This window comes from Calothrix sp. PCC 6303, from assembly GCF_000317435.1.
In the GTDB taxonomy this organism is placed as follows: domain Bacteria; phylum Cyanobacteriota; class Cyanobacteriia; order Cyanobacteriales; family Nostocaceae; genus PCC-6303.
In genome coordinates, this window is sequence record NC_019751.1 from 6,197,745 (window position 1) to 6,220,652 (window position 22,908).

Below are 22,908 nucleotides of genomic sequence, written 5' to 3' on the forward strand. Positions count from 1 at the left end.
TTACATTGGAAATATATATAAGTAGTAGTCCATCTCAAAAATTCGGGAACAGTAATTAGGGAAGTGTGCGTCAAAGCCCTAAGCTGAAAGGGAAGGTGATGTTAGATGAAACACTGACTAGATTTTTACTGGTTTATAATCGGTTAATGGAAAATGATGATAAATTGTTCATTATCACCATACCTACTCAGTAGTTACACTGATAAAAATTGACTATCAGTCTGGATTTCCCGGTTTGTGCCCTTCTCATTTTCGGGTTTATGTGGTTAAAAATGGGTTGGATATATTTCAAATAATTCAACCAAATAATTCGACCAAATAATTTAATCCCATGGCTAAAACACCTACTGAGTACGCGGTACATATTATGATGGATAGTGGTCACAGGGAAGAAATCCGCTTTCCCACAATTCAACATTTCCAAAAGTGGTACAGCGAATTGATGCCCAAGGCGACCTCTGACGATTTTATCAATGTACCGATTAAGAATATAGAACATGAATATATGGTGATCCGTCCGTCACGGATTGTAGCTATTCGAGTCGAGCCTGTTTTTAGTTCCAGAACCGAATAGTTTTCAAGCAATAGTGCTAATTTTACAGAGAATGATGAGAAAAACCCTTGCTTTGCTTTCCTTGAGTCTCAGTATTACTACGGTGGTACCATTTTGGTCTGTTGTTGCTCAGGTACCAAGTTTACCCCAAGTTCCGGCAACCGACAGCCCAGGTGCTGTACCGCCCCAAATACCGCCAAGTTTACCACCAGTCGTGCAACCAGTACTCCAAGAAATTGCCATAGATCCTAGTTGTAAACCAGTAAGGGGATGTTTAGGTTGGGATGAGCAAATTTTTTGGGCAAGGGGTAAAAAAGGCGATCGCGCATCTCTGCTAAAGTCAATTGATCATAGTCTCCGCTTCCTGGAAACCAGAAGAGCGATCGCGTCTTATGAAAACTACCCAGTTCCTGGTATCACCCGTGAGCGAGTCAAGAAAAGTTTACAAAGGTTCCGACAATTGGTTGTAACCTCTAAATCTGCTGAGAAATTGCAAGCTGCTGTCAGGAAGGAGTTTGCTTTCTATCGCTCCATTGGCAATGATGGCAATGGTACCGTTAAATTTACAGCTTATTACGAACCTATATATACAGCTAGCCGTACCAAAACATCTGTATATAAATATCCCATTTATAAATTACCAACAGATTTTGACAAATGGGCAAAACCTCACCCCAAACGCATTGATTTAGAAGGTAAAGATGCTTTACTAGGAGATAAAAGCCCCATACGTGGTTATGAGTTGGTGTGGTTACGCGATCGCTTTGATGCCTACATGATTCAAATTCAAGGTTCGGCACAAATCAAATTCACCAATGGCAAAAGTACGACTGTGGGTTTTGCAGGTGCTACCGACTACCCTTGGACAAGTATTGGTAGGGAATTAATTAAAGAAGGGAAATTAGATAAAAATAAAGCAACAATGCCAGGAATTATCCAGCATTTCCGTTCCAATCCCCAAGATATGAATGAGTATTTACCACGGTGGGAACGTTTCGTATTTTTCAAGGAAACCAATGGAAGACCAGCCACTGGTAGCATTAATGTACCTGTGACAGCAGATCGTTCCATTGCCACCGATAAATCTATTATGCCTCCAGGTGCCTTGGCTCTAATTTATAACTCCTTCCCCTATCCTAAAGCTGGTGGTGGTTTGGCACGTCGTGCTGTGAGTCGCTATGTGTTGGATCAAGATACAGGCAGCGCCATCAAAGGACCAGGTAGGGTAGACTACTTCATGGGTACCGGGAAACTCGCAGGCGATCGCGCAGGCATTACTGGGGGTAATGGGCAGTTATACTATTTGTTGCTGAAGGAATAAACTCAATAAGGGAATAGATGAGCTTTACTTCTTCCTATTCCCACTAGGACAACCCTGTAATTCCTGATTTTGTGGGAGACTACCAGAACTAAAAAAAGACTCACGTAATTAAAAATTGGGTACAAAGTACCGATGTTAACTTCTTCACTTGTTCAATCCGCTATTGTCATCATTATTGTCCTAGGTGCTGGCATTATGGGATTGTGCATACTGCAAACGCGAAAAATTCTGAGCCTATTTAATACCGAAAGCGATCGCCGAAGTTGGCAAATAATGTTTTCGCTGATGATTTTTTTCCTCGGTGGTTACTCTTTATCTGCCTATTTGATTGGTAGTGGACTTTTTGAGTGGATACCTTTACTCACCGGGATGGTATTTTTTTTCGGGTCACTATTTGTTCTTTTCAGCGTGGATATCTACTATAAGACGCTGTTACGACTTTTTCAAGTACAGAAAGACTATCGTATGGCAAAGGAGAATGCTGAGTCAGCATTGTCTCAATTACAACAGTCCCAGACTAGCCAAATGCAGCTAATTCATCGGGAAACTATGCTTGGTTTGGCGAAAATGGTTGCTGGCGTTGCCCATGAAATCAATAACCCAATGACTTTTATTTATGCCAACTTAGATTATTTGGATGAATATACCCAGGGTTTACTAAGAATTATAGCAGTTTATACTACTCAATACCCACAGTCAAATACCAAAGTTCTCAATACTTTGACTGAGGTTGACTTAGAGTATATCAAGGTAGACCTGCCAAAATTAATCGGCTCGATGGAGGTAGGAGTAAATCGTATTAATAAAATCGTAGAATCACTACAGAATTTCTCACGCTTAAATCAAACTGAGAGTAAATTCGCCGACATCCACGAGGGTATTAACAGTACACTTGACATTTTGCAGCACCGTCTGAAACTCAGTAACACTCATCAGATATTAGTGATCAAGGAATATGGTTCCATTCCTCAGATTGATTGCAATCCTGGAGTTTTAAATCAAGTATTTTTCAGCTTAATTAATAATGCTATAGATGCACTGATACAAAAAGCAGCTAACTTCAGTAAAATAGGAGATGAAACACCGACTATTTGGATTCATACGTCTAAATTTCAGCAGCATGTTGTAATTTCAATTGCTGATAATGGTTGTGGTATGAGCGAGTCTGTTCGCAATAACATTTTCAGACCTTTTTTTAGCACTAAACCCACTGGTCAGGGAACTGGCTTAGGTTTATCTGTTAGCCACCAAATTGTTGTTGAACAACATCGTGGTTCTATTAAATGTTCTTCCGTTGAGAATGAAAGAACTGAATTTTTAATCACACTTCCTATTCGAGATATATGTAAATAGGGTGTGCTGTTGGCGTGGCACGCTTTACCTTCATTGCGCTACCCATTGGTTTTAGCACCGAATTAATTAATTGCGGTGCAAGTTTGCGAGGGTTAAAAGAATCGGAGCGGCGGGATTCGAACCCACGACCTCCACTACCCCAAAGTGGCGCGCTACCAAGCTGCGCTACGCCCCGAAAGAAATAACTTTAGATAAATCTAAGAGTTTTTCTCAACTTTCCTACTATACCACGAAAATAGAAAAATCATCAAAAAACTTGCAACGTGTTTACGGCTTGCCAAAAACCGGGAACTGCGTCAGCTTCCCATGCTGCTTCCGCGCCTCTGCCAGAATTGAGAATCAATCTAAGGCTATAATTTTGGGCATAACCTTCAATTTCCATCCAAACTAAATCACTCTCGGCTTCAAGGGAAATTTTTTCCTCATCCATTAATTCCCCAGCTATTTGTTTGATTGTTTCAGTTAACTGGGTAAATAATCGACAAAAGTCATTAAATTCGGGTTCTGTTAGTTCAACTGCCCAATTATCACTACCAACCAAACCTTGATATTTTGGTGCTGATGGATTCCAGCCGATACGCCAGCCATTTCCAGTTTTGAGAATGCGTTGCACGATGAAATTTTGGATTCTTTGCTTATTTAGTAGTGAAAGTATTCACCAAGGCTTGAACTAAATTATCTCGTTGACGACGAGTCAATTTAGATATGGCTAATTTATCTGGTTCTAGGGGATTTTTCTTTAAGGTATCATTCCCTGGATAGGAATTTTCATACATAATTTCATTTTCACCCAGATAATCAGCCAAGGTCAACTTCCAATCTAAACGAAAATTGGGTGCTCGTCCCTTGACATAGGAATGATAAATAATAATCCGGTTGGCAAGGGTGTTATTTGCGGCTACTTTTCCAGATTCTTTGCTGATGTAGTTGTTTTCTTTGGGAAAATCGGGTATTTGCTCATAGACTTTCCGCCAAGCATCACCAATACTGACTTGTTGAGCAATAGCGGGTTGAATCGCAAATATCTTGATGTTTTTGGAGATATTGTTGGGTACGACTACCTGAAAACTGAGAAACAAACCACTCACCACCAAAAGGGCGATGAGTGTTTGTCTAGGTTTCAGTGGCGGTAGAATGAACTTGATATTTTTTGTCATTCGCGCAAATGAATTACCTTAATTGTTAGATTTCGCCAATAATCTCTGGCTGGGTGAGTTCATCTGACATTTCGATGATTGCCCGTAGCACTGGTTTCATCATCATATCGTCTGTACTGTCAAAATCTTCATAGCGGCGGCGTTTGGCACGGTTTGCCACCTGAACCGTGATGCGGTAACGATTAGAAGCTGCTGCAATCAAGTCTTCTGCACGATACATAATCTGAGATTGGGTTGTCTCGAATTTGGAACGCTTGAGCATAATTTATTGCTTTTTGGGGCTTTTTGTGGTGTCAGTTCTAAGTGTAACAGGAGACTTTGGAGGAATTCAGAATTTGAGGTTAAGTTCTGAATTGAACTTCGCTTAACGACGGGCAATACCTTCTTCACGCGCTGCGCGTTGAACTGCGGCAGCTACAACTTGTGATACACGTTTATCAAACACCGATGGGATAATGTGTTCACGGTTCAAATCAGCGGGGTTGACAAGGGATGCGATCGCATTAGCAGCTTCAAGGCACATTAGGGTTGTAATTGTCTTTGCCCGACAATCTAAAGCACCTCGGAAAATTCCCGGAAATGCTAGCACATTATTAATTTGGTTGGGGTAATCACTACGCCCTGTGGCAACTACTGCCACATCATTCATAATTAACTCTGGTTGAATTTCGGGAATTGGATTCGCCATCGCAAATACAATTGCATCCTTTGTCATTGAGCGTACCATTTCTGGAGTCAGGACACCAGGGGCGCTAACACCAATAAATACATCTGCCCCTTGAATTGCCCCAGCTAAAGATCCCTGTGCTTTGACTGCAAACTCCAGCTTTTCTTCAGTTAAATCTGTGCGCTGAGTCGAAAGCATCCCCTTAGAATCGCACATGATGATAGTTTCTGCCCCAGCTTTCCGCAATAATCGGGCTACAGCGACCCCAGCAGCCCCGGCACCATTGATAACGACTCTGATCTTGTTGATAGGCTTATTCACCAGCTTCAAGGCGTTGATTAGTGCCGCTAAAGTCACAATCGCCGTTCCATGTTGATCATCATGAAATACCGGAATATCTAATTCTTGACGTAACCTAGCTTCAATTTCAAAACAGCGAGGTGCGGCAATATCTTCTAAATTAACACCACCAAAAACAGGCTCTAAATTTTTGACAGTTCTGACAATTTCATCAGTATCTTGAGTTGCCAGACAAATGGGGAAAGCATCAATGTTGGCAAACTCCTTAAATAGCATTGCTTTACCCTCCATCACAGGTAAAGAAGCCTCAGCCCCCAAATTCCCCAAACCTAAAACAGCGCTACCATCAGTGACAATCGCCACAGTATTTTGTTTGATAGTAAGATTATGCACCTCTTCCGGATTTTCAGCGATCGCGCGACAAATCCGACCTACTCCAGGAGTATACGCCATCGCCAAATCGGAAACACTTTTGATTTCAATCCGACTGCAAACACTAATCTTGCCACCGCGATGTAAATTAAAAGTGCGATCATAGACATTAACCAACTTAATATCTGGTAAAGCCTTAATCGCTTCAACAATCGTCTCTGCATGTTCCGTACTCGAAGCATCCACAGTTAAATCACGAGTAGAAACAGCCCGACTTTGTTCAATTAAATCTATTTGCCCAATGTTACCACCATTGGATGCGATCGCTTGCGTCACCGAAGCCAGCATTCCCACACGATTGGGAACCTCTAGACGGAGAGTCAAACTAAAACTCGAATTGGGTGTGAGATTTACCATGCTGAGTATTGGAATTTAATATTCAATATTAATATTCACACATACCAAACAATCCAAGTATCTAAAAACCTCATTCCCCCCTCTCTACCAAAACCCCTCAACGCCAGAAAAAAAGTCCCTCAAAAACCCTCTGCGTTTCTCTGCGCTTACCTTTGCGAGACTTTGCGTTAAAAATATTATATTATCGTTGCAAAACAAAAGACGCGAGTTTATCCTCGCGTCTCCTAACCAATTACTTACTAGGTGTCTGGGTAGTACCCAACTGTTGATTTTGCTGAATCAACTGCTGTTGCTTTTTGCGAAACTCACTAGCAGCATCATCCAACTGTTGACTTTGTTCCTTCGCAAACTCTGGATTCAGACTGCCAAACCGAGCATTATGAATCAATTGGAACATATTAAAAGGACTCTGCTCAACACCCTGGGAAAAAGGATCGCTACTATTGGGAGAGTCAGAATTTTGCAAATTGATAGCTGAATCAGCAGATTGAGCCATAACTGCCGCAGGTGCGACAAAAGCCGCTAAACTAGCACCAGCAATGAGTGTGAGAATTTGGATTTTCATTGAGTTTATTCCCCAGTTGTCAAAATTACTAAACCTGTGATTACATTTTATGAAAGAGTTTGTCTAAGTCGAGGTTGGATAGCCACCAATGCCACCACCGCGAAACCGAACAACACTAACAAAGCTTTGCCAAAACTAACATCACCCCAAAAAGCCTGCATCACCACACTATCTAAACTCCAACTGCTGTGGTTATAAAGGTAGCGAATGGGTTCAATTGCATAACTTAGAGGATTCAGCGTAGCGACGATTTGTAGCCACTGAGGCATAAAAGATAATGGTGCTAAAGCTGTGCTGGCAAAGAACAAAGGCAGGTTAGTGACGAAAATTACCGCAATTAACTCAATATGTCCTGGTAAAGTAAAAGCCAAACCCAAACTGAGTGCTGTAATACCAAGAGCCAAGAGGAAAACAATTAACGCGATCGCGCTCAAGCCTCCGACATCTGGTAAGCCTGCCCCCAAAAATGCCGTTGCTGCCACAATTACGCCTGCTTGCAGCAAACTTTGGCTAATAATAAAGATCGCTGAAGCAAACACAATGGAAAACCGCGAAGCTAAAGGTGCCACCAGTAGCCTGTTCAAAAAGCCAAATTCCCGGTCAAACATAATTGGTAATCCAGCATTCAGAGCGCCACTAAATGCTGTAATTACAATTACACCTGCACTCAGAAATTGTGCGTAGTTTGGGGTATTTCCAAAAATACCTTTGGGTGCATTTTGGAACAAAGCACCAAATAAAACCAACCACATCACAGGTTGAATAATCCCCGCAATCAAAGTAGAAGGACGACGCTGCAACTGAATAAACAACCGACGAGTTAAGGCTAAGGTTTCTTGAACTAAATCACCCAACCAATTAGAACCAGTTTGATCATAAAGTTGTGGTGTGATTTCTGATTTTGGCGGTGTTATGGTACTGCTCATAATAAATAATTCGGGTTTTTAGATTGTTTAGATTTTAGATTTAATTTTGAGGAAAATTGGAAACGTCACACCTCCTCTTCCCCTTACCTCCCCTACCTCCCCTACCTCCCTGCTTCCCCTGCTCCCTGCCCCTTTTCTTCTTCCCTATCTCATATTCTGCTTTTTCTCAGCCTTCGCATCCCGGTTTCCCGCTGCTGCTAATTCAGCATCCATCAAAGTGCGTCCAGTTGCTGCCAGATATACATCATCTAAGCTAGGACGAGATTGGGCAATGCCGAACATCGGTAAACCAGCAGTATTTAAGGTTTGCTGAATATTAATCAAGGCATCATTTTGAGGAGTCACCACCAAATTTAAGGAATTACCCTGTGCTGCATTGATGATTACTTCCTGCACAAAAGGCAAAGATGTGAGTAAATCTTTAGCCTTTGTCGCTTCATCCACTGGCGAAAATTCGCGGATTCTGAGAGTTATGCGATCGCCTCCCACTTTATCCTTAAGCTGGGAGGGAGTACCCGCTGCAATCACCATTCCCCGATCTATAATTGCCACTCTATCGGCTAATGCGTCAATTTCTTCTAAATAATGGCTGGTAATTAATACTGTTGTTCCAGCTTCCCGCAACTTTCGTAAAAACTCCCACACAATAAAACGGCTTTCAATATCTAATCCCACCGTTGGTTCATCCAGTACCAACACATCCGGGGAATGGAGTAAACCTGCAGCTAAATCCAAACGTTTGCGAATCCCACCGGAATAAGTACCTGTTTTTTTGTCAGCGTATTCCTGCAAACCAAGTAAATTCAACATCACATCAATTCGCTGCTTCATCATAGCCCCAGGCAAATGATACAGCGCGCCTTGTAGTTGCAGCAATTCTCGACCAGTCAAAACCTTATCGATGGCGACTTCTTGCGCCACATAACCTAGGCGCTGTCTTGCCATTCTAGGGTTATCAATCACCGAAACCCCAGAAACTTCAATTTTCCCCGCATCCGGCGTTGTTAGCGTGCATAGGGCACGCAGAGTAGTGGTTTTACCTGCACCATTGGGACCCAATAACCCAAAAATTTCTCCTGGCTGAATCTGAAAAGATACATCCTTAACAGCTTCAACTGTGCCGTAGCGCTTCTTTAGATTTTCAATGAAAACGGCAGGAGCCATGACATGTCAGTCCTAAATATACAAATCTCAACAGAGTCTACCCTCTATTGTAGAAGTTGGGTGTTGGTGTGGAGCAATCAACAGCAAAAAATCCCAATTTCTTAGTTTCCGGCACATGCGAAGCTTGCGCGACGAGAGTCGTTCACGCCTGATGTCCAAGTCCCACAGTCTTTTACTCGCGTTAGTACCTACCGTTTGTCCATCTACACCCAGATATTATTTTATATGAAGAATAAATAAACATATATCAACTTACCATGATAATTCATGACAATATTTTGTATGTATTTATGGTAATTTCACGTATATTTTCGATATTTTCCGTATATTTTCCGTATTTTGCCGTATATTTTAATTTTTCTCCTTAAGGATAATAAATGGAATAAGTATAATTAAGTACTTTACAACTTTCTTAGACATCACTTAGTATTTTATCTACATAGGTAAAACTAAAGAGGTTTGTAGTGAAAGAAATCCTCGATTTAGTAAATCAAAGAAAAGAAGAGTTTGCTAAAGCACCATTCTTTGAATTTATGCAAGATAAGAATATTGATCCCAGAAAAAAATTTGTTTGGGTACCATATGCTGCACCATTTCTAATGGGCTTTAAGGATGTATTTTCCTATGCAATTTTTGAGAAACATTTAACTGAACCAATTCACGAGCATATTAACCGTTATGCTACTGAAGAGAGTCGTCATGTGTTATGGTACCTCCAAGATTTACAAAAACTGGGTTTTAATTCTTCACTAAAATATGCAGATGTTTTAGGATTCCTCTGGAGTTCTGAAATAGAGCGTATACGGCACTTGTCATATGACTTGATTACTTGTGCAAATCAAAAAGACATAGTTTTGAAACTTGCAGTTATTGATGCTGTTGAAGCAACCGCATATGTTGGTTTTTCTACTTTTGCAGAAGTAACAAATGAGTTACAAAAACTGACGAAGCATAACTATAACTACTTTGGAAAAGCTCACAGCAGAGCAGAAACAGAGCAAAAGCACATACACGGATTTGATGAAGCCGAAAGCTATCTTAGAGGCTTAAAGATCACGCAAGAGCAAAGAATCGCAGCAATTGAATTAGTTGAATGTGTATTTGATATCTTTAACGAGTTTCTAGATATATGCCTGAAACTTGCTAAAAAGTACGAACAAAGTCAACCTTTGTTTAAATCTTCTGAAACTGAATTGTTAGCGCGAGCATAAATTATATATTTTATATTTGTGACTGGTTATGAATCAAATTTAGTTCTCTAATTTCAATAATTCTAGCCTAGAATAAGGCTCAATCTATTAGACACCTCTTGAAAAAATTTAGAAATGTAGCAGTGCTCTTCTTCTAAATGAACTATTAATATTACGATGAATAATTCTTTTCCAGAGATGTCTCTATTATGTATAGCATTTACCAGTTCCCCATCTAACTTTCTGGAGTTTTATTATGGATAATTTATCACTTTCCTCGACTTCGACAGAAACATTAGATATTTCTCACACATGGACAGAAACATTAGATATTTCTCACACATGGACAGAAACATTAGATATTTCTCACACATGGACAGAAACATTAGATATTTCTCACACATTGAAAGAAGAACCCAAACTTAATTTAGCTGTTTAAACTTAAAATCTGATTTCAGATTCTAAGTGGTTAACAAAATTCTGCACTAAATAGATTTCCTTGGTAAGTGCATCTATTTAGTGCATTTATTTATCGCAAATGTTGTCGCACGGAAAGCTTGTTCGCAATCAATTGAAGTCTAAATTTATATGGTCATGAATCAGCATTATGATGTTGTAATTATAGGTGGCGGTCCTGCTGGTAGTACAACAGCAACACTTTTGAAAAAATATAGCCCCCAATTACGAGTTTTAATTTTAGAGAAAGAAAAGTTTCCACGTCCCCATGTTGGTGAAAGTCAACTGCCTCAAGTCAGCGAAGTTTTAGCAGAGATGGGATGCTGGGATAAAGTAGAAGCTGCAAATTTTCCCATCAAAGTTGGTTCTACATATCGCTGGGGACAAGATTCTCAACCTTGGGATTTTAATTTTTTAAAGGACGAGGAATTTAGAGAAGAGGCACGTCCAGCAAGATATGAGGGACAACGCAAACAAACAGCATTTCAAGTAGATAGGGAAATTTATGATGAGATTCTGCTGCGTCATGCCGAAGAGATGGGGTGTGAAGTTCGTGAGCAAACTGCTGTCACCAAAGTAGATTTAGAACCAGTAAGCGATCGCATCAGCGGTTTACATCTCAGTTCCGGTGAAACAATAACCGCACGCTATTATGTTGACGCTTCCGGTCATGTAGGTATACTACGCAAAGCTTTGGGAGTGGAAACCAATTGCCCGACGCAGCTACAAAATATCGCCATTTGGGATTACTGGACAAATGCTGAATGGGCGGTAGAAATTGGTGTTGGTGGAACTCGTGTACAGGTTATGAGTTTACCACATGGGTGGATTTGGTTTATTCCTCTTGGACCAGAACGCACCAGTATTGGCTTTATTTGTCCAGCAGAACACTACAAAAACCTGAAAAAATCAGCTACAGAAATTTATCACGAAGCGATCGCTAGTGAACCTCGAATATCTAAATTAATTACCAATGCTAGTTGTCGCGGTGAAATAGAAACAACCAAAGATTGGTCATTTATTTCTGAACGCACTGTAGGTGATAACTGGTTTTTAGTTGGTGAAGCAGCAGGATTTGCCGATCCAATCTTAGCCGCAGGGATGACTTTAACTCATGTTGGTGCCCGTGAACTAGCTTACACAATTGTCGCACTGGATCAAAATCGCCACGAATCTAATTGGCTCAAAAACCAATATGATCAAAACCAACGTAGACGCATCCAGCAGCACATTCGATTTGCTGACTATTGGTATGCAGCAAATGGTCAATTCACAGACTTAAAAGAACATTCTCGAACAATTGCCCAAGATGCTGGTTTGGAATTAAACCCCGATGAAGCATTCAGATGGTTAGCTCAAGGTGGTTTCACTAACGATATTGTTGGGCAAGCTGTTATCGCTGGGTTTGATCTAGGTTCAATGAAGCAAGTCATGCAGCGTTTCTCCCAACAACAAATTCCTTGGGAAGTAAGTGGTTTTAATATATTTGAGCTCAACCTGGCAACAGCAACTAAAGAATATTTAGCAACATACGCAAATGGAGAAATTAACAAAATAGAATCATATCTCAGAGATAAATATCGTTTACCTGTCACAGGCTTTTATGGGTTGCTAATTGAAATTCTAGGTCGAACTTCAGATATCCAACAAATTTACCAACACTTAATTGCAGTATTTAAAACCCGTTTTTCTCCTCAACATGCTCAAGTTGCACTCAATCAAGCACTAGGTTGTTTAGAAGTAATGGTGACAGAAGGATGGGTTAATGCAACCCTCAACCCTGATAAACCTGCATTAAACATCTCTATTCCCATGGAAGGGCAATTAGTTCACACCAGTAGAGATTAAAAAATGAGTAATGAGTAATGAGTAATAAGTATGTTTTGTAACGGAGATTTTACTCCGACACAAAACATGCTGCCTGTAGAGGCAGGGGACTTAAACCCGCAAAGTCCCTTAAAAATAGGCGGTAGATGCGATAGCGGCTAATTCTGATATGGCTGAATCGGTATTTCGATAATAAACTCTGTTCCCTCTCCCGGAGTAGAATTACATATCACTTTTCCATTATGCTTATCAACAATAATTTGATAACTTATAGATAAGCCTAATCCAGTACCACTCCCAACAGGTTTTGTCGTAAAAAATGGGTCAAAAATCTTGTTCTTCACCTCTGGCTTAATTCCACATCCATTATCAATAAATCTGATTTTCAGTGTATGCGAATCAAAGATTTCTGTTTTAATCCAGATTTTTGGCTCATCTACTAAAGTTTTATTCTTGATCGACTCTTCAAGTGCATGTATAGAATTACTCAAGATATTCATAAATACTTGATTCATCTGGCAAGCGTAACAAGTAATTGGAGGAAGCTGCCCATATTCCTTAACAATTTCTATCTCTGAATTTCCTTTACTTGGATCATATATTTCTGTTTTATTTTTTAAACGATGTTGCAAAATCATCAAAGTACTATCAATACCTTCATGAATATCAACAGGTTTCATCTCTGATTCGTCCAACCGAGAAAAATTTCGTAAACCTAGAATTATATTGCGTATACGTGAACTACCAATTTTCATGGAATTTAACAGATCTGGTAAATCTTTAAATATAAAATCTAGATCAATCTCCCCAGCCTTTTCGTTAATTACACATGAAGGTTCTGGATATTCTTCTCTATAGAGATTAACTAATTCAAGTAAATCTTGAACGTAGCCAGTAGCATGATCTGTATTACCATGAATAAAATTAATTGGGTTATTTATTTCATGGGCTATTCCTGCCACCATTTGACCAAGACCAGACATTTTTTCACTTTGGATTAGTTGAGATTGAGCATTTTGTAAATCCTGGAGAGCTTGCTCTAATTTATGATTTTTCTCATTGATTTCTTGGGTTCTTTCTTCAACCTTAATTTCGAGAGTAGAGTTATATTTTTCAAGATTTTCTTTAGCCTCGGTCAAATTTTTGTAAAGTATTGCATTCTCCAACGATATTGCCGCTTGACTAATTAAGAGCTTTAAAATCTCAATGCGATCGCGTGTAAATGCATTAGTGATTAAATTATTATCTAAGTAAAAAATACCAATTGTTTTTGACTTGTTAAGAATTGGCATACAGAGAATGCTTTTTAGTGAACAACGAGCAATGCAATTATTACTAGCTAGTCCTGCGTCTGCCATCACATCATCAATTAACCAAATTTCATTAGTCCGCTTAACGTAATTAATTATCTTAGTAGGAATGTCATAATGCGACTCCAAATTAGCTAAAGAAAAATTTGTGAGCATTGATGTTGGTGCCGAATTGGAGCTAATCGCCGCAATTGTGAAGTCTGAACTGTCGGTATCAGTTAAGAGTAAAATGCATTTTGATGCTCCTGCATTCTCCTTAACAACATCCATTAACACTGTTAACAGCTTTTCTAAATCAATTTCCCCAGAAAGAGCTTGGGATGTTTTAATTACAGCAGCTAAATCTAGGGAATAACTCAAACTAGACTGTGAACTTGCTAAATAATCATTGTCAACAGTTACAATCCTTGGAATATTCGCAATTAAATTTTCCTTTTCTGCTGCTTCTAAATTCTGACTTTCTTGTTGAATTAGATTAGTAAGTAACTGTGGGTAGCGTTTTGCCAAATCATCAACTTTAATCTTAGCTCCCCAACGAATATAAGCATAGTAAGCATCATTTAAATAAGCTTGAGCAATTTTTTCTCTCTTCAATTCGAGATAAAATTTACCCGCTAGCTCATTTGCTAATGCCTCCTCGTGAGTAAACTGGGAATCTTTAGCAAATTGTATCGCTAGATCGTACAGTTCCATCGCTGCTAATTGATTCCCTAAAATTCTTGCCTTCTCTGCTTCCACTAAATAATATTTATTTAGGTAGTTCATAGGAGCGCTATCTGCCCATGTTTTTAGTTTCTCCTGATTTTCATTTACTTTGGCTAGAATTTCTATTTGTTCTAATGCATTAGCATTTGCGTACATCGCTAGCATTGTCAGAGAACTATATGCATTAAAAATGACAAATGTTAATTGTCCAGCAACAGACGCTAAATCTTCTGCTCCTGCAATTACATATTTTAAGGCTAATTTGTAATCTCCCGCAATATAACAGAATACTAGTTGATAAAGATTATGATAAAAATTAATTTGCTTATTATCATTGCTTGAATCCACTAAAATACTAGTATTCAAATAATTCTCTGTTTTATCTATTAACTTTCTAACCACTTGCCAAAGTTCATGATTATATATTAATTGTAATTTTTGTTGCAAACTTTCTATTTGTGTATGAAATTTTAGTAGATTAGACTCAATACTTAATAAGTTCTCACCTTTGAAGAATGAGTACTCTGAGTAATGATATGCTGAGTAAGCAGCATGTTCTAGATCTTCATTTATCAAACTTATTTGATATATTTCTGGAAAATACCTGGAAGTTATATAAATACTTTCTTGCCAGTGCCTGATAAAAGTATTCGCCACAAACATGACTACAGCCTTAAATTCATCAGCCTTGAATTTATCAACTATTTGTAATGCCAATTTAGCAAATTTACTAGCCAATTCAATATCTCCATAGATATTAATCATTAAGATTGCATATGCATTATAAGATAGCGCTGAAGCCCCGCAGTTACCATACTTTAGTGAAGTATTTACTTTTTCTAACACTAATAAAGCAAATAAATTCTGATTGTACTGATAGCTAGGTGGTAATAATCTCCATAAAATATTCATAGCTGCCAGTTTTTCTGGATCTACCATGTCAGGTAGTTCAATTAGCTGCTCAACATCTTTTTTAAGTAATGCTAATGCAGTTTTTTCTAATCCCATACCTAATTCTTCTAGAGATGGGCTTATGGGTATTTCTATCCCCAATAGTTTTAAAATATCTAAGCCTAATTCTATTGCATCTTTAAGCTTATTTTGAGATTTGTATATCTGAATTTTTAACTGATAAACTTGGATTTTTTCTACAAGTGTTAGAGCGTTGTTTATAACTATTTTGATGAATTTATCGCTCTTTTCAAAATCACCAGCTAAATATGTTGCTCTAGCTGCTGTTTCATGTAAATCGAATACCATTTGATAACGTACTTGCCAGCAATCTGGAGGTAGTAATTCAATACCTATCATGAGATATTCTGATGCTGCTATATTGGCATTAAATAATAATGCTTTGCATCCAGCAACTAAATTCATTTCTGCTAGTCCATAGCGTTCATCTTGATCTGTAATTAGTGATAGAGAATGATTAAATTGATTTACCAAAATAAAAATTTTCTCTTCACGTTCTTGAACAGGAACTCTATTTAATAAATCGTATCCAATGCGTAAGTGTATTGCATTTATTTCACTTTCATCTACTAATGAGTAGGCAGCTTTTTTAATATCTTCGTGAATAAAGTGATAATTTGCTACTTCTGAGGCTGAATATAAGATGTCAATTAGCTGAGATTGTTGAGATGCGAGAGATTCCTGATTTTCTCCTTTATTCGGAAAATTAGGACTATTTTCTAACTCATTGTTCGTTTTTTCTTTAGAAATTATCAATCCATCTAAAAGGGCTACCCATAATTCCGCAGATGTCTCTAAAGCATCTTTTTCAAATGCTACAGACAATGTAAATAAGTCAAATTGATTACCCAAGCAAGCAGCTAAAAACAATAGTTTTTTTGTATCTTTCGGCAATTTATGTAGCTTAGATATCATTAATTCAATCACATCACTGCTGAGAGATTGATTTTGAATTTTGCTAATATCATACTGCCATTGATACAGGTCGAAGTTAAAATTTATGAGTTTATCTTGATGTAATGATTTGAGGAAATTATGAACTAGGCGTGGATTTCCCTCAGTTTTAGCAAAAATCATTTGCGTTAAAAATTCCGTCGATGATTCTGAGTGGCGAATGGTTTTTGATATAAGTTTATTTAAATCACCTGGGCTCAAAGGTTCAATGTTAATGACAGTAACGTATTGATCAATATTTTGAAGTTCTTCTATTGCTAATTCTTCTAAAGAATCGCTATTGTTTTCTGATTCTTGATATGCCCCGATTATTAGTAGAGAAATACGAATACTTTGATCTGTGTCTCCTAAAAATGGTGTAGATAATGAGCTAACTTTCTGATTATTTTTCTCATTCTCCCGTAATAAAATATGAATTAATTTTAGAGAATCAGCATCCATAAATTGCAAGTCATCAAGGAAAATAACTAATGGATGTTCGGTAGTAGCAAATATATAAATAAAGTTTTGAAATAAATTGTAAATCGTATCTTTGGAAGTAATTTCTAAAGCTTCAGTATACTGTGCTTGTTTACCAATAAGAATTTCTAATTCGGGTACTAAATGAGTTAGGATTTGAGTCTGTTTTCCTAGCTCTAAGAAAATCTTTGTTCTCCATTCCTGGATTTGAATATCTGTTTCGGAGAGGATTTGTACTGCCAGATCACTAAATGCTTGCAGGAAGGCTGAAAAAGGAATCTGCTGTTTGGATTCTTCAAATTTACCTTTAATAAAGTAGCTTTCTTGTTTGATAATAGGCTTATGAACTGCCTGGACAACACTTGTCTTACCAACTCCTGCAAGTCCATTAACCAGAATCATTTCTGTGTTTCCTTGCTGAATTCGCTCAAAAGCCTTGAGAATCGTACTTATTTCTGCTTCACGGCTATAAAGCTTGGTTGGAATGACAAAGCGATCGCTTATGTCTTTCTGAGCTAATTCAAAGTTGGGTATTTTTCCACTTTCGCACCAATGACAAAAGCATTCTTCTAAATCGCTTTTTAAGCCGATGGCACTTTGGTAACGATCTTCGGGATTTTTTGCCATCAGCTTAGAAATAATTGCTGATAACAGTGCAGGAACTTCTGGATTCAGACTACGGACGCTTGGTGCATTTTTAGCGAGGTGGCAATAGATCAGTTGTGTCGGATCTGTGGTTGTGAAAGGTAATTTTCCTGTCAATAATTCAAAAAATGTCACACCTAGAGAATAAAAGTCTGTTCGAGGATCTACACCTCGACTCATTCGTCCTGTTTGTTCAGGTGATATATATCCAAGTGTTCCTTCTAGAATCTCAGAAACCTCTAAAGCTTTGGTTCCTGGGGGTAGAACAGAAGAAAGACTAAAATCAATTATTTGTACTTCTAGAGTTGTGGGTTTAATTAAAATATTTCCTGGCTTAATATCTTTATGAATTACCCGCTTGTGATGTAAAAAATCGAGAGTAGAAGCAATTTGAATAGCAATAGTTAAAAAATCACTGAGAGAAAATATAGCTTTTGATCGGTTGAGGAAGGCTATATCCCAATCTGTTGGAACTCTTGATAATGATAATCCAGAATCACTCCCGGAAATTTCGGAAGTTTTGATTTTGCGGCGGGGTTTTCCTTTAGTGCGATCATTTTGGATCCACTCACGTAACGAAACACCACCGAAGTCATCCATTACCAAAGCAAAGGCATTGCGATAATTTACAAGCGCAGAACCTCTAACAATGCCTTGAATATCTAGATTTTTAATTATGGTGTATTGACTACGAAATTGAGTAACTTCGTTGAAGGTCGGAAATTCGTTCCTTAAGACTTTAATAACAACAGGCTTTTCTTCTTCAACTGTAATACCCCGGTAAACTATGGTTTTTAAGCCGGAGTATATCTCTTCGATGACACGATAACCGGGAATTTGAACAATTTGATCTAGTGGTATCAACATTTTTTTGCCACAATTAGTTCTGTGGACTAGTATTCCCCAAAATTAACACTACATATCGATTAATATATCAAAAGGGTTCTGCAAAATAACTTTTTTTGAATTTTAATAAACATTTCCAAACAAAAAAGCCTGCAATCGCAGGCTTTTTGATTCTAAAACAAACATAGTCTTGATGCAGATGCTACTTGACTTTCTGTTTAATAAAGGTAACAACTTGAGTTAATTGTTTTTTCAAACTGTCAATTTCTGCTTGCATTTTATTTATTTTTTCATTTAATGCCTGGATGTCGGTAGAGGAAGTTGCAGGAGTTACAATTCCAGTTGGTACAGATACGTTGCCATTTTTAGTTGTATTTGCAACACTTTGAGTCTTATCTTGACGGGGCTGCTTCGCCTTTGCCATTGCTGCTTTAATGGCACTAATTAGTTGTTTTTGGTCGAAAGGTTTTCCTAAAAACTCAAAATCATCAAAAGATTCAGAGATTTTTTCGGCAACTTCTTCTCTGCGACCAGACATGACTACTAGGGGAATTTTTCTCAATTCCGGTTGGGCTTGAATTTGCTGAAAAACTTCCCAACCACTCATCTTGGGCAATAAAAAGTCTAACATGATCAGGCTAAGTTTTTCCTGACGGATTAGGTTTAGCCCTTCGATACCGTCCTTCGCTTCCAAAACTTGGAAGTTTCCCGGAGGTAACATTTCTCTTACTTTTACCCTGACCACGGTGGTGTCATCAATAACTAGAATTTTGTTACTTGCCACGACTGATTGCTCTAACAGATATTTTAGGTTTGGATGGAGAATTCAACAATAATACGATTGAATTCTCCCACTATATACAAAATTTACACTGATTGGGGGATAGTATATTCTAGGAAAACTTAAAGCAAATGTCAGTAACCCAGCCGTAAAGAGACTGAGTTTGTAAGAGAAATCGAGCAAGCTGTACTGATCAGACCACCCTGAGCTTAGTCGTTCGCCCTTGGCGTTGCCCTAGGCTAGGGTAGCCGTTATTTGAGTCACGACACCCTTTTAGTAGTCTCTCAATTTTATGTACACATCCGCAATCCTACGTCTCTACATCCTTCAGAATTAATGGGACAGACCACTAGGGTATTTCTCCCAAAACAGGATGCTCTCCGTATTTCGATTTGATGATGAATCTGACAGACTAGTAGTGTGCAAGTAAGTAATTATTCTTTTTTTATGACCTTTTCAGGTGATACTCAACTGAAGTCAGAAATTTTGGCGATGCCTTCTTGGTTACGCCGTCCTATTGGTAAAGCAAGTGAACTTTCGACGGTGCAGCGGATTGTTAAGCAGCGGCAAATTCATACGATTTGCGAGGAAGGACGTTGCCCAAATCGAGGTGAGTGCTATGCCCAAAAAACTGCTAGTTTTTTGTTGATGGGGGCAACCTGCACTAGGGCTTGTGCTTTTTGTCAAGTAGATAAGGGTCATGCGCCGATGCCTCTGGATGCAGACGAACCCAGAAAGGTGGCGGAATCAGTTAGGCTTTTAGGATTGCAATATGTTGTGTTGACTTCGGTAGCGCGGGATGATTTGCCTGATCAGGGTGCGGGGCATTTTGTCAAGACTATAGAAAATATTCGGTTGCTGAATCCAGATACGCAAATTGAAGTGTTGACTCCTGATTTTTATGGAGGGAGTAGGGGGAATGCTTCTCTTGATTGGCGGGATGAACTTTCAGTTCGCTGGCGCGATCGCATCTCATCTGTAGTGAAGGTTAAACCTGCTTGTTATAACCATAACATTGAGACTGTGCAACGATTGACACCGAAAGTGCGTCGAGGAGCAAAATACGATCGTTCCCTGTCGGTGCTGGCAATTGTCAAGGAGATTGACCCCACAGTACCAACAAAATCAGGTTTGATGTTGGGACATGGTGAAACCAAAGAAGAGGTGATAGAAGCGATGTTAGACCTGCGGAAGGTGGAATGCGATCGCATTACCCTAGGACAGTATATGCGTCCGTCAATGGAACATTTACCTGTCCAAAAATACTGGACTCCCGCAGAGTTTACAGAACTAGGTGTAATTGCTCGAAAAATGGGTTTTAGTCATGTTCGCTCTGCTCCCCTAGTTCGTAGTTCTTATCATGCCGGGATAGAATAGGAGGGATTAGAGTATTCGTATATCTAATCCATATTCTCAAACACAAATATTTCTAACGAGTTTTGCCAAAGATGGCAGCTATTTGGTATTTCTTAAGAAGTCCTTAAGTCTTTTTATGAGGAGACAACATTATGGCGAAAGCTGGTGCTGATGTAGCTCAAACTGGAGCAAAATCCCCATATCCTTTCCGTACCTTGGTTTCTGTTCTTTTGTTAGCAGTTAACTTCCTTGTAGCGGCAATGTATTTCAAGGTCATTAATCCGTAGTTTTAATTAGGAGCGAGTGGAGATGTACAAATGTAACATCTCTGCTTGCTTCTACAGATATATAAATTTTAGAAATCTCAACGATCGACTACGATCTTGTGCATCGATAAATATCCCTTTTGTATCACTTTGGAAAGATAAAATTAATCTGCCTTGGGTTTTATTGCTCAACCAAACCTAATGCTAAATTTTCTAAAGTATTGAACAACAAGGGTTTTAGATTTTTATCTAGCGAGGACGATTTCAAGATGGCTATTGTGAATTTTTTAGTTTCTCGGTAATTATATTTTTTTGCTGATTATTTTGTCTTAAGTTTCCTTGACAAAACCCCCTTATGTGATGCTATACAATCATATTTAAGATCTAAGTCACAATTGACACTTTGGGTTTTAGCTTATAAATATATAATTGTACGTTAATATACATAAGAAATCTCTATGCACTTTTATGTGCAAAGTTAAATTTGTCCAACGGTCGAGTTGACCATGCAGCAATATTCCAGTTTACCAGAACAGAATTCACCAGTAGATGCGACAACCACAACTTTGACGGAAATTCAGCGACTTCGCGTAGAACTATGGCTAGAAAGTAGCTTAAACCAACTACAGTCTCGTTTACAGAAACATCTAGTATCGGCTTTTTCAGTTCAAGGGCAGTTATTAGGAGCGATAGAAGCTGATTTTTTCCAGATGGTGGTGGACGAACTTAACAGTGTGTTAGCTAAAACTCAGGCAGCGATCGCATTGGCACATCCTCAAATGGATCTGTGCCGAATTTATCATGCTTTTCCATCCCTGGATTCACTGACTTTGTGTTGGAATTTAGATGATAATGACCAACAGCTACAACAGAATAATCAAATTAGTTATAATAATTTAGAATATTTGCTTCAAAAATCATCTCAGGCATTTGCAATTATGTCTGAATCCGGTGGTACCATTGCCTGGTTAATTGTTGCGAATTTACCCCAAACTACTATTTTGGCAGAACAAGAAATTGTTCCCCAAACCTATATATCTCAATTAATTACCCGTGCTGCCCAACAATATGCTTCGGGATTATCACAGTTATATAAGTTTCAAACATCCCAACAGTTATCTCAACAGCTGGAATATTTTAACCAAGAGCTAGTACATACAAACCAGCTTAAGAATCAATTCTTAGCTAACACTAGTCATGAAATTCGCACACCGTTAAGTTCGATTTTGGGCTTTACACATTTGCTTTCGGTACAAGGCTTTGAGCCAGAGCGCGATCGCCATCAAGAATATCTAACCATAATTCATTCTAGCGGCAAACACCTTTTAGCTTTAATTAACGATATTTTAGATTTATCGAAAATTGAAGCAAATCAGCTAGAAATTCAGTGGGAAACTATCGAAATCCCCTCTTTATGTCGAAATATTTTTGCTTTGGTTAAAGAAAAAGCAGCTAGTCAGGGGTTACAGCTACGAATTGAGTTAGACGAAAATATTGACACAATTGTCGCCGATTCATTGCGATTGAAGCAAATGCTGCTAAATTTGCTTTTCAATGCTTTGAAATTCACAAATAAGGGAACAGTCGGGTTAAAAGTAAGAATCGATGGTCAACAGGTTTATTTTACAGTTTGGGATACAGGTACAGGTATACCCAAAGAATTTCAATCTGAATTATTCAAACCCTACTCACAAATTAGCAATGATTTAGTTAGTCGTGAAGAAGGTACCGGATTAGGATTAGTCGTTACCAGAAGACTTGCAGAACTTCACCACGGTTGGGTAGAAGTGGAATCTGAAATTGATCAAGGTTCACGCTTTACAATTGTACTTCCCCTTGATCGTGAATCTGCATCAAATTTAGCCGACACCAGTAGCAATAAAGATACAGCTAATCAAGATAACATTAATAATTTTTCCACTCATTCTCCTGATTTTTTGAATTCTGGAAATTCTGCCCAGATTTTGTTAGTAGAAGATGATATTCCTAATGGTAAGCTTATCCAAATTTATTTCCAGCGATTTGGATATCAGGTGACATGGGTCAAAAGCATTGCTCAAATGTGGGATGCTTTAAGTCAGATTCACCCAGCAGTGCTTTTACTTGATGTTTACTTAAATAATGCAAATGCTTTAGATGTTGTCCAAGATTTGCGCCAACACCCAAAATATGGCAGTATACCGATCATAGTCCAAACCGCGATGGCAATGAAAGGCGATCGAGAAATTTGTTTAGCTTCTGGTGTTGACGATTATGTCTCTAAACCAATTGAATTACCATTATTGGAAAAATTAGTCAAAAAACACCTAATGTTAACTCAGTTGGAAGGGGAAGGATCAGATTAAA

18 protein-coding genes and 1 tRNA gene are annotated in these 22,908 nt (G+C 38.5%); 9 read left to right on the forward strand and 10 right to left on the reverse strand.

Annotation, left to right across the window (positions count from 1 at the left end; genetic code table 11):
* The first annotated feature begins 331 nt into the window (after positions 1–331).
* From CAL6303_RS25150 to CAL6303_RS25160, 3 genes are all read left to right on the forward strand, one after another.
* On the forward strand, positions 332–574 hold the full coding sequence (locus CAL6303_RS25150; RefSeq protein ID WP_015200657.1) for a hypothetical protein: 243 nt from the start codon (positions 332–334) through the stop codon (positions 572–574).
* Positions 575–608: 34 nt separating this feature from the next.
* Positions 609–1,874, forward strand: coding sequence for a murein transglycosylase A (locus CAL6303_RS25155; protein ID WP_015200658.1), 1,266 nt, complete (start codon positions 609–611; stop codon positions 1,872–1,874).
* 132 nt (positions 1,875–2,006) lie between these two features.
* Entirely contained in the window at positions 2,007–3,227 is a 1,221-nt protein-coding gene (locus CAL6303_RS25160) for a sensor histidine kinase (RefSeq protein ID WP_015200659.1), read from the forward strand.
* Between the two features lie 101 nt (positions 3,228–3,328).
* Here CAL6303_RS25160 and CAL6303_RS25165 read toward each other — a convergent pair.
* From CAL6303_RS25165 to CAL6303_RS25200, 8 genes are all read right to left on the reverse strand, one after another.
* Positions 3,329–3,402: transfer RNA gene (locus tag CAL6303_RS25165), tRNA-Pro, on the reverse strand.
* 72 nt (positions 3,403–3,474) lie between these two features.
* Complete coding sequence (locus CAL6303_RS25170; protein ID WP_015200660.1) at positions 3,475–3,840, reverse strand: DUF1818 family protein; 366 nt, start codon at positions 3,838–3,840, stop codon at positions 3,475–3,477.
* Positions 3,841–3,862: 22 nt separating this feature from the next.
* On the reverse strand, positions 3,863–4,384 hold the full coding sequence (locus CAL6303_RS25175; RefSeq protein ID WP_015200661.1) for a hypothetical protein: 522 nt from the start codon (positions 4,382–4,384) through the stop codon (positions 3,863–3,865).
* A gap of 25 nt (positions 4,385–4,409) precedes the next feature.
* Positions 4,410–4,646 (reverse strand): DNA-directed RNA polymerase subunit omega, encoded by a 237-nt coding sequence (locus CAL6303_RS25180; protein ID WP_015200662.1) that lies wholly within the window; start codon positions 4,644–4,646, stop codon positions 4,410–4,412.
* 102 nt (positions 4,647–4,748) lie between these two features.
* Positions 4,749–6,140 (reverse strand): malic enzyme-like NAD(P)-binding protein, encoded by a 1,392-nt coding sequence (locus tag CAL6303_RS25185; RefSeq protein ID WP_015200663.1) that lies wholly within the window; start codon positions 6,138–6,140, stop codon positions 4,749–4,751.
* A 232-nt stretch (positions 6,141–6,372) separates the two neighbouring features.
* Positions 6,373–6,705: a hypothetical protein gene (locus CAL6303_RS25190; protein ID WP_015200664.1), complete on the reverse strand. Its 333-nt coding sequence runs from the start codon at positions 6,703–6,705 to the stop codon at positions 6,373–6,375.
* A 47-nt stretch (positions 6,706–6,752) separates the two neighbouring features.
* Entirely contained in the window at positions 6,753–7,631 is an 879-nt protein-coding gene (locus CAL6303_RS25195; RefSeq protein ID WP_015200665.1) for an ABC transporter permease, read from the reverse strand.
* Positions 7,632–7,775: 144 nt separating this feature from the next.
* Positions 7,776–8,795, reverse strand: a complete 1,020-nt coding sequence (locus tag CAL6303_RS25200) for a daunorubicin resistance protein DrrA family ABC transporter ATP-binding protein (protein WP_015200666.1) — start codon at positions 8,793–8,795, stop codon at positions 7,776–7,778.
* Between the two features lie 464 nt (positions 8,796–9,259).
* Here CAL6303_RS25200 and CAL6303_RS25205 point away from each other — a divergent pair, with 464 nt between their 5' ends.
* From CAL6303_RS25205 to CAL6303_RS25215, 3 genes are all read left to right on the forward strand, one after another.
* Positions 9,260–10,006: a hypothetical protein gene (locus CAL6303_RS25205; RefSeq protein WP_015200667.1), complete on the forward strand. Its 747-nt coding sequence runs from the start codon at positions 9,260–9,262 to the stop codon at positions 10,004–10,006.
* Between the two features lie 235 nt (positions 10,007–10,241).
* Positions 10,242–10,424: a hypothetical protein gene (locus CAL6303_RS25210; protein WP_015200668.1), complete on the forward strand. Its 183-nt coding sequence runs from the start codon at positions 10,242–10,244 to the stop codon at positions 10,422–10,424.
* A gap of 149 nt (positions 10,425–10,573) precedes the next feature.
* Positions 10,574–12,289, forward strand: coding sequence for an NAD(P)/FAD-dependent oxidoreductase (locus CAL6303_RS25215; protein ID WP_041739964.1), 1,716 nt, complete (start codon positions 10,574–10,576; stop codon positions 12,287–12,289).
* 137 nt (positions 12,290–12,426) lie between these two features.
* Here CAL6303_RS25215 and CAL6303_RS25220 read toward each other — a convergent pair whose 3' ends face one another.
* Positions 12,427–18,180, reverse strand: coding sequence for an ATP-binding sensor histidine kinase (locus tag CAL6303_RS25220; RefSeq protein ID WP_015200670.1), 5,754 nt, complete (start codon positions 18,178–18,180; stop codon positions 12,427–12,429).
* Positions 18,181–18,361: 181 nt separating this feature from the next.
* On the reverse strand, positions 18,362–18,943 hold the full coding sequence (locus CAL6303_RS25225) for a response regulator (RefSeq protein WP_015200671.1): 582 nt from the start codon (positions 18,941–18,943) through the stop codon (positions 18,362–18,364).
* Between the two features lie 444 nt (positions 18,944–19,387).
* On the opposite strand from CAL6303_RS25225, the gene lipA reads away from it, so the two are divergent.
* From lipA to hrmK, 3 genes are all read left to right on the forward strand, one after another.
* Positions 19,388–20,317: a lipoyl synthase gene (lipA, locus tag CAL6303_RS25230; RefSeq protein WP_015200672.1), complete on the forward strand. Its 930-nt coding sequence runs from the start codon at positions 19,388–19,390 to the stop codon at positions 20,315–20,317.
* Between the two features lie 131 nt (positions 20,318–20,448).
* The gene (gene psaX, locus CAL6303_RS25235) at positions 20,449–20,583 is read left to right on the forward strand and encodes a photosystem I protein PsaX (RefSeq protein WP_015200673.1); all 135 of its coding nucleotides are present in this window, start codon (positions 20,449–20,451) and stop codon (positions 20,581–20,583) included.
* 485 nt (positions 20,584–21,068) lie between these two features.
* Positions 21,069–22,907, forward strand: coding sequence for a hybrid histidine kinase/response regulator HrmK (gene hrmK / locus CAL6303_RS25240; protein WP_015200674.1), 1,839 nt, complete (start codon positions 21,069–21,071; stop codon positions 22,905–22,907).
* Position 22,908 lies beyond the last annotated feature (1 nt).

Bases quoted from the DNA above. Each gene is read 5' to 3' on its own strand.
- CAL6303_RS25190 (WP_015200664.1), bottom strand. From the start codon at position 6,705: ATGAAAATCCAAATTCTCACACTCATTGCTGGTGCTAGTTTAGCGGCT.
- CAL6303_RS25215 (WP_041739964.1), top strand. From the start codon at position 10,574: ATGGTCATGAATCAGCATTATGATGTTGTAATTATAGGTGGCGGTCCT.
- psaX (WP_015200673.1), top strand. From the start codon at position 20,449: ATGGCGAAAGCTGGTGCTGATGTAGCTCAAACTGGAGCAAAATCCCCA.
- CAL6303_RS25160 (WP_015200659.1), top strand. From the start codon at position 2,007: ATGTTAACTTCTTCACTTGTTCAATCCGCTATTGTCATCATTATTGTC.
- CAL6303_RS25210 (WP_015200668.1), top strand. From the start codon at position 10,242: ATGGATAATTTATCACTTTCCTCGACTTCGACAGAAACATTAGATATT.
- CAL6303_RS25220 (WP_015200670.1), bottom strand. From the start codon at position 18,180: ATGTTGATACCACTAGATCAAATTGTTCAAATTCCCGGTTATCGTGTC.
- CAL6303_RS25175 (WP_015200661.1), bottom strand. From the start codon at position 4,384: ATGACAAAAAATATCAAGTTCATTCTACCGCCACTGAAACCTAGACAA.
- CAL6303_RS25150 (WP_015200657.1), top strand. From the start codon at position 332: ATGGCTAAAACACCTACTGAGTACGCGGTACATATTATGATGGATAGT.
- CAL6303_RS25185 (WP_015200663.1), bottom strand. From the start codon at position 6,140: ATGGTAAATCTCACACCCAATTCGAGTTTTAGTTTGACTCTCCGTCTA.
- lipA (WP_015200672.1), top strand. From the start codon at position 19,388: ATGACCTTTTCAGGTGATACTCAACTGAAGTCAGAAATTTTGGCGATG.
- hrmK (WP_015200674.1), top strand. From the start codon at position 21,069: ATGCAGCAATATTCCAGTTTACCAGAACAGAATTCACCAGTAGATGCG.
- CAL6303_RS25155 (WP_015200658.1), top strand. From the start codon at position 609: ATGAGAAAAACCCTTGCTTTGCTTTCCTTGAGTCTCAGTATTACTACG.
- CAL6303_RS25200 (WP_015200666.1), bottom strand. From the start codon at position 8,795: ATGGCTCCTGCCGTTTTCATTGAAAATCTAAAGAAGCGCTACGGCACA.
- CAL6303_RS25180 (WP_015200662.1), bottom strand. From the start codon at position 4,646: ATGCTCAAGCGTTCCAAATTCGAGACAACCCAATCTCAGATTATGTAT.
- CAL6303_RS25195 (WP_015200665.1), bottom strand. From the start codon at position 7,631: ATGAGCAGTACCATAACACCGCCAAAATCAGAAATCACACCACAACTT.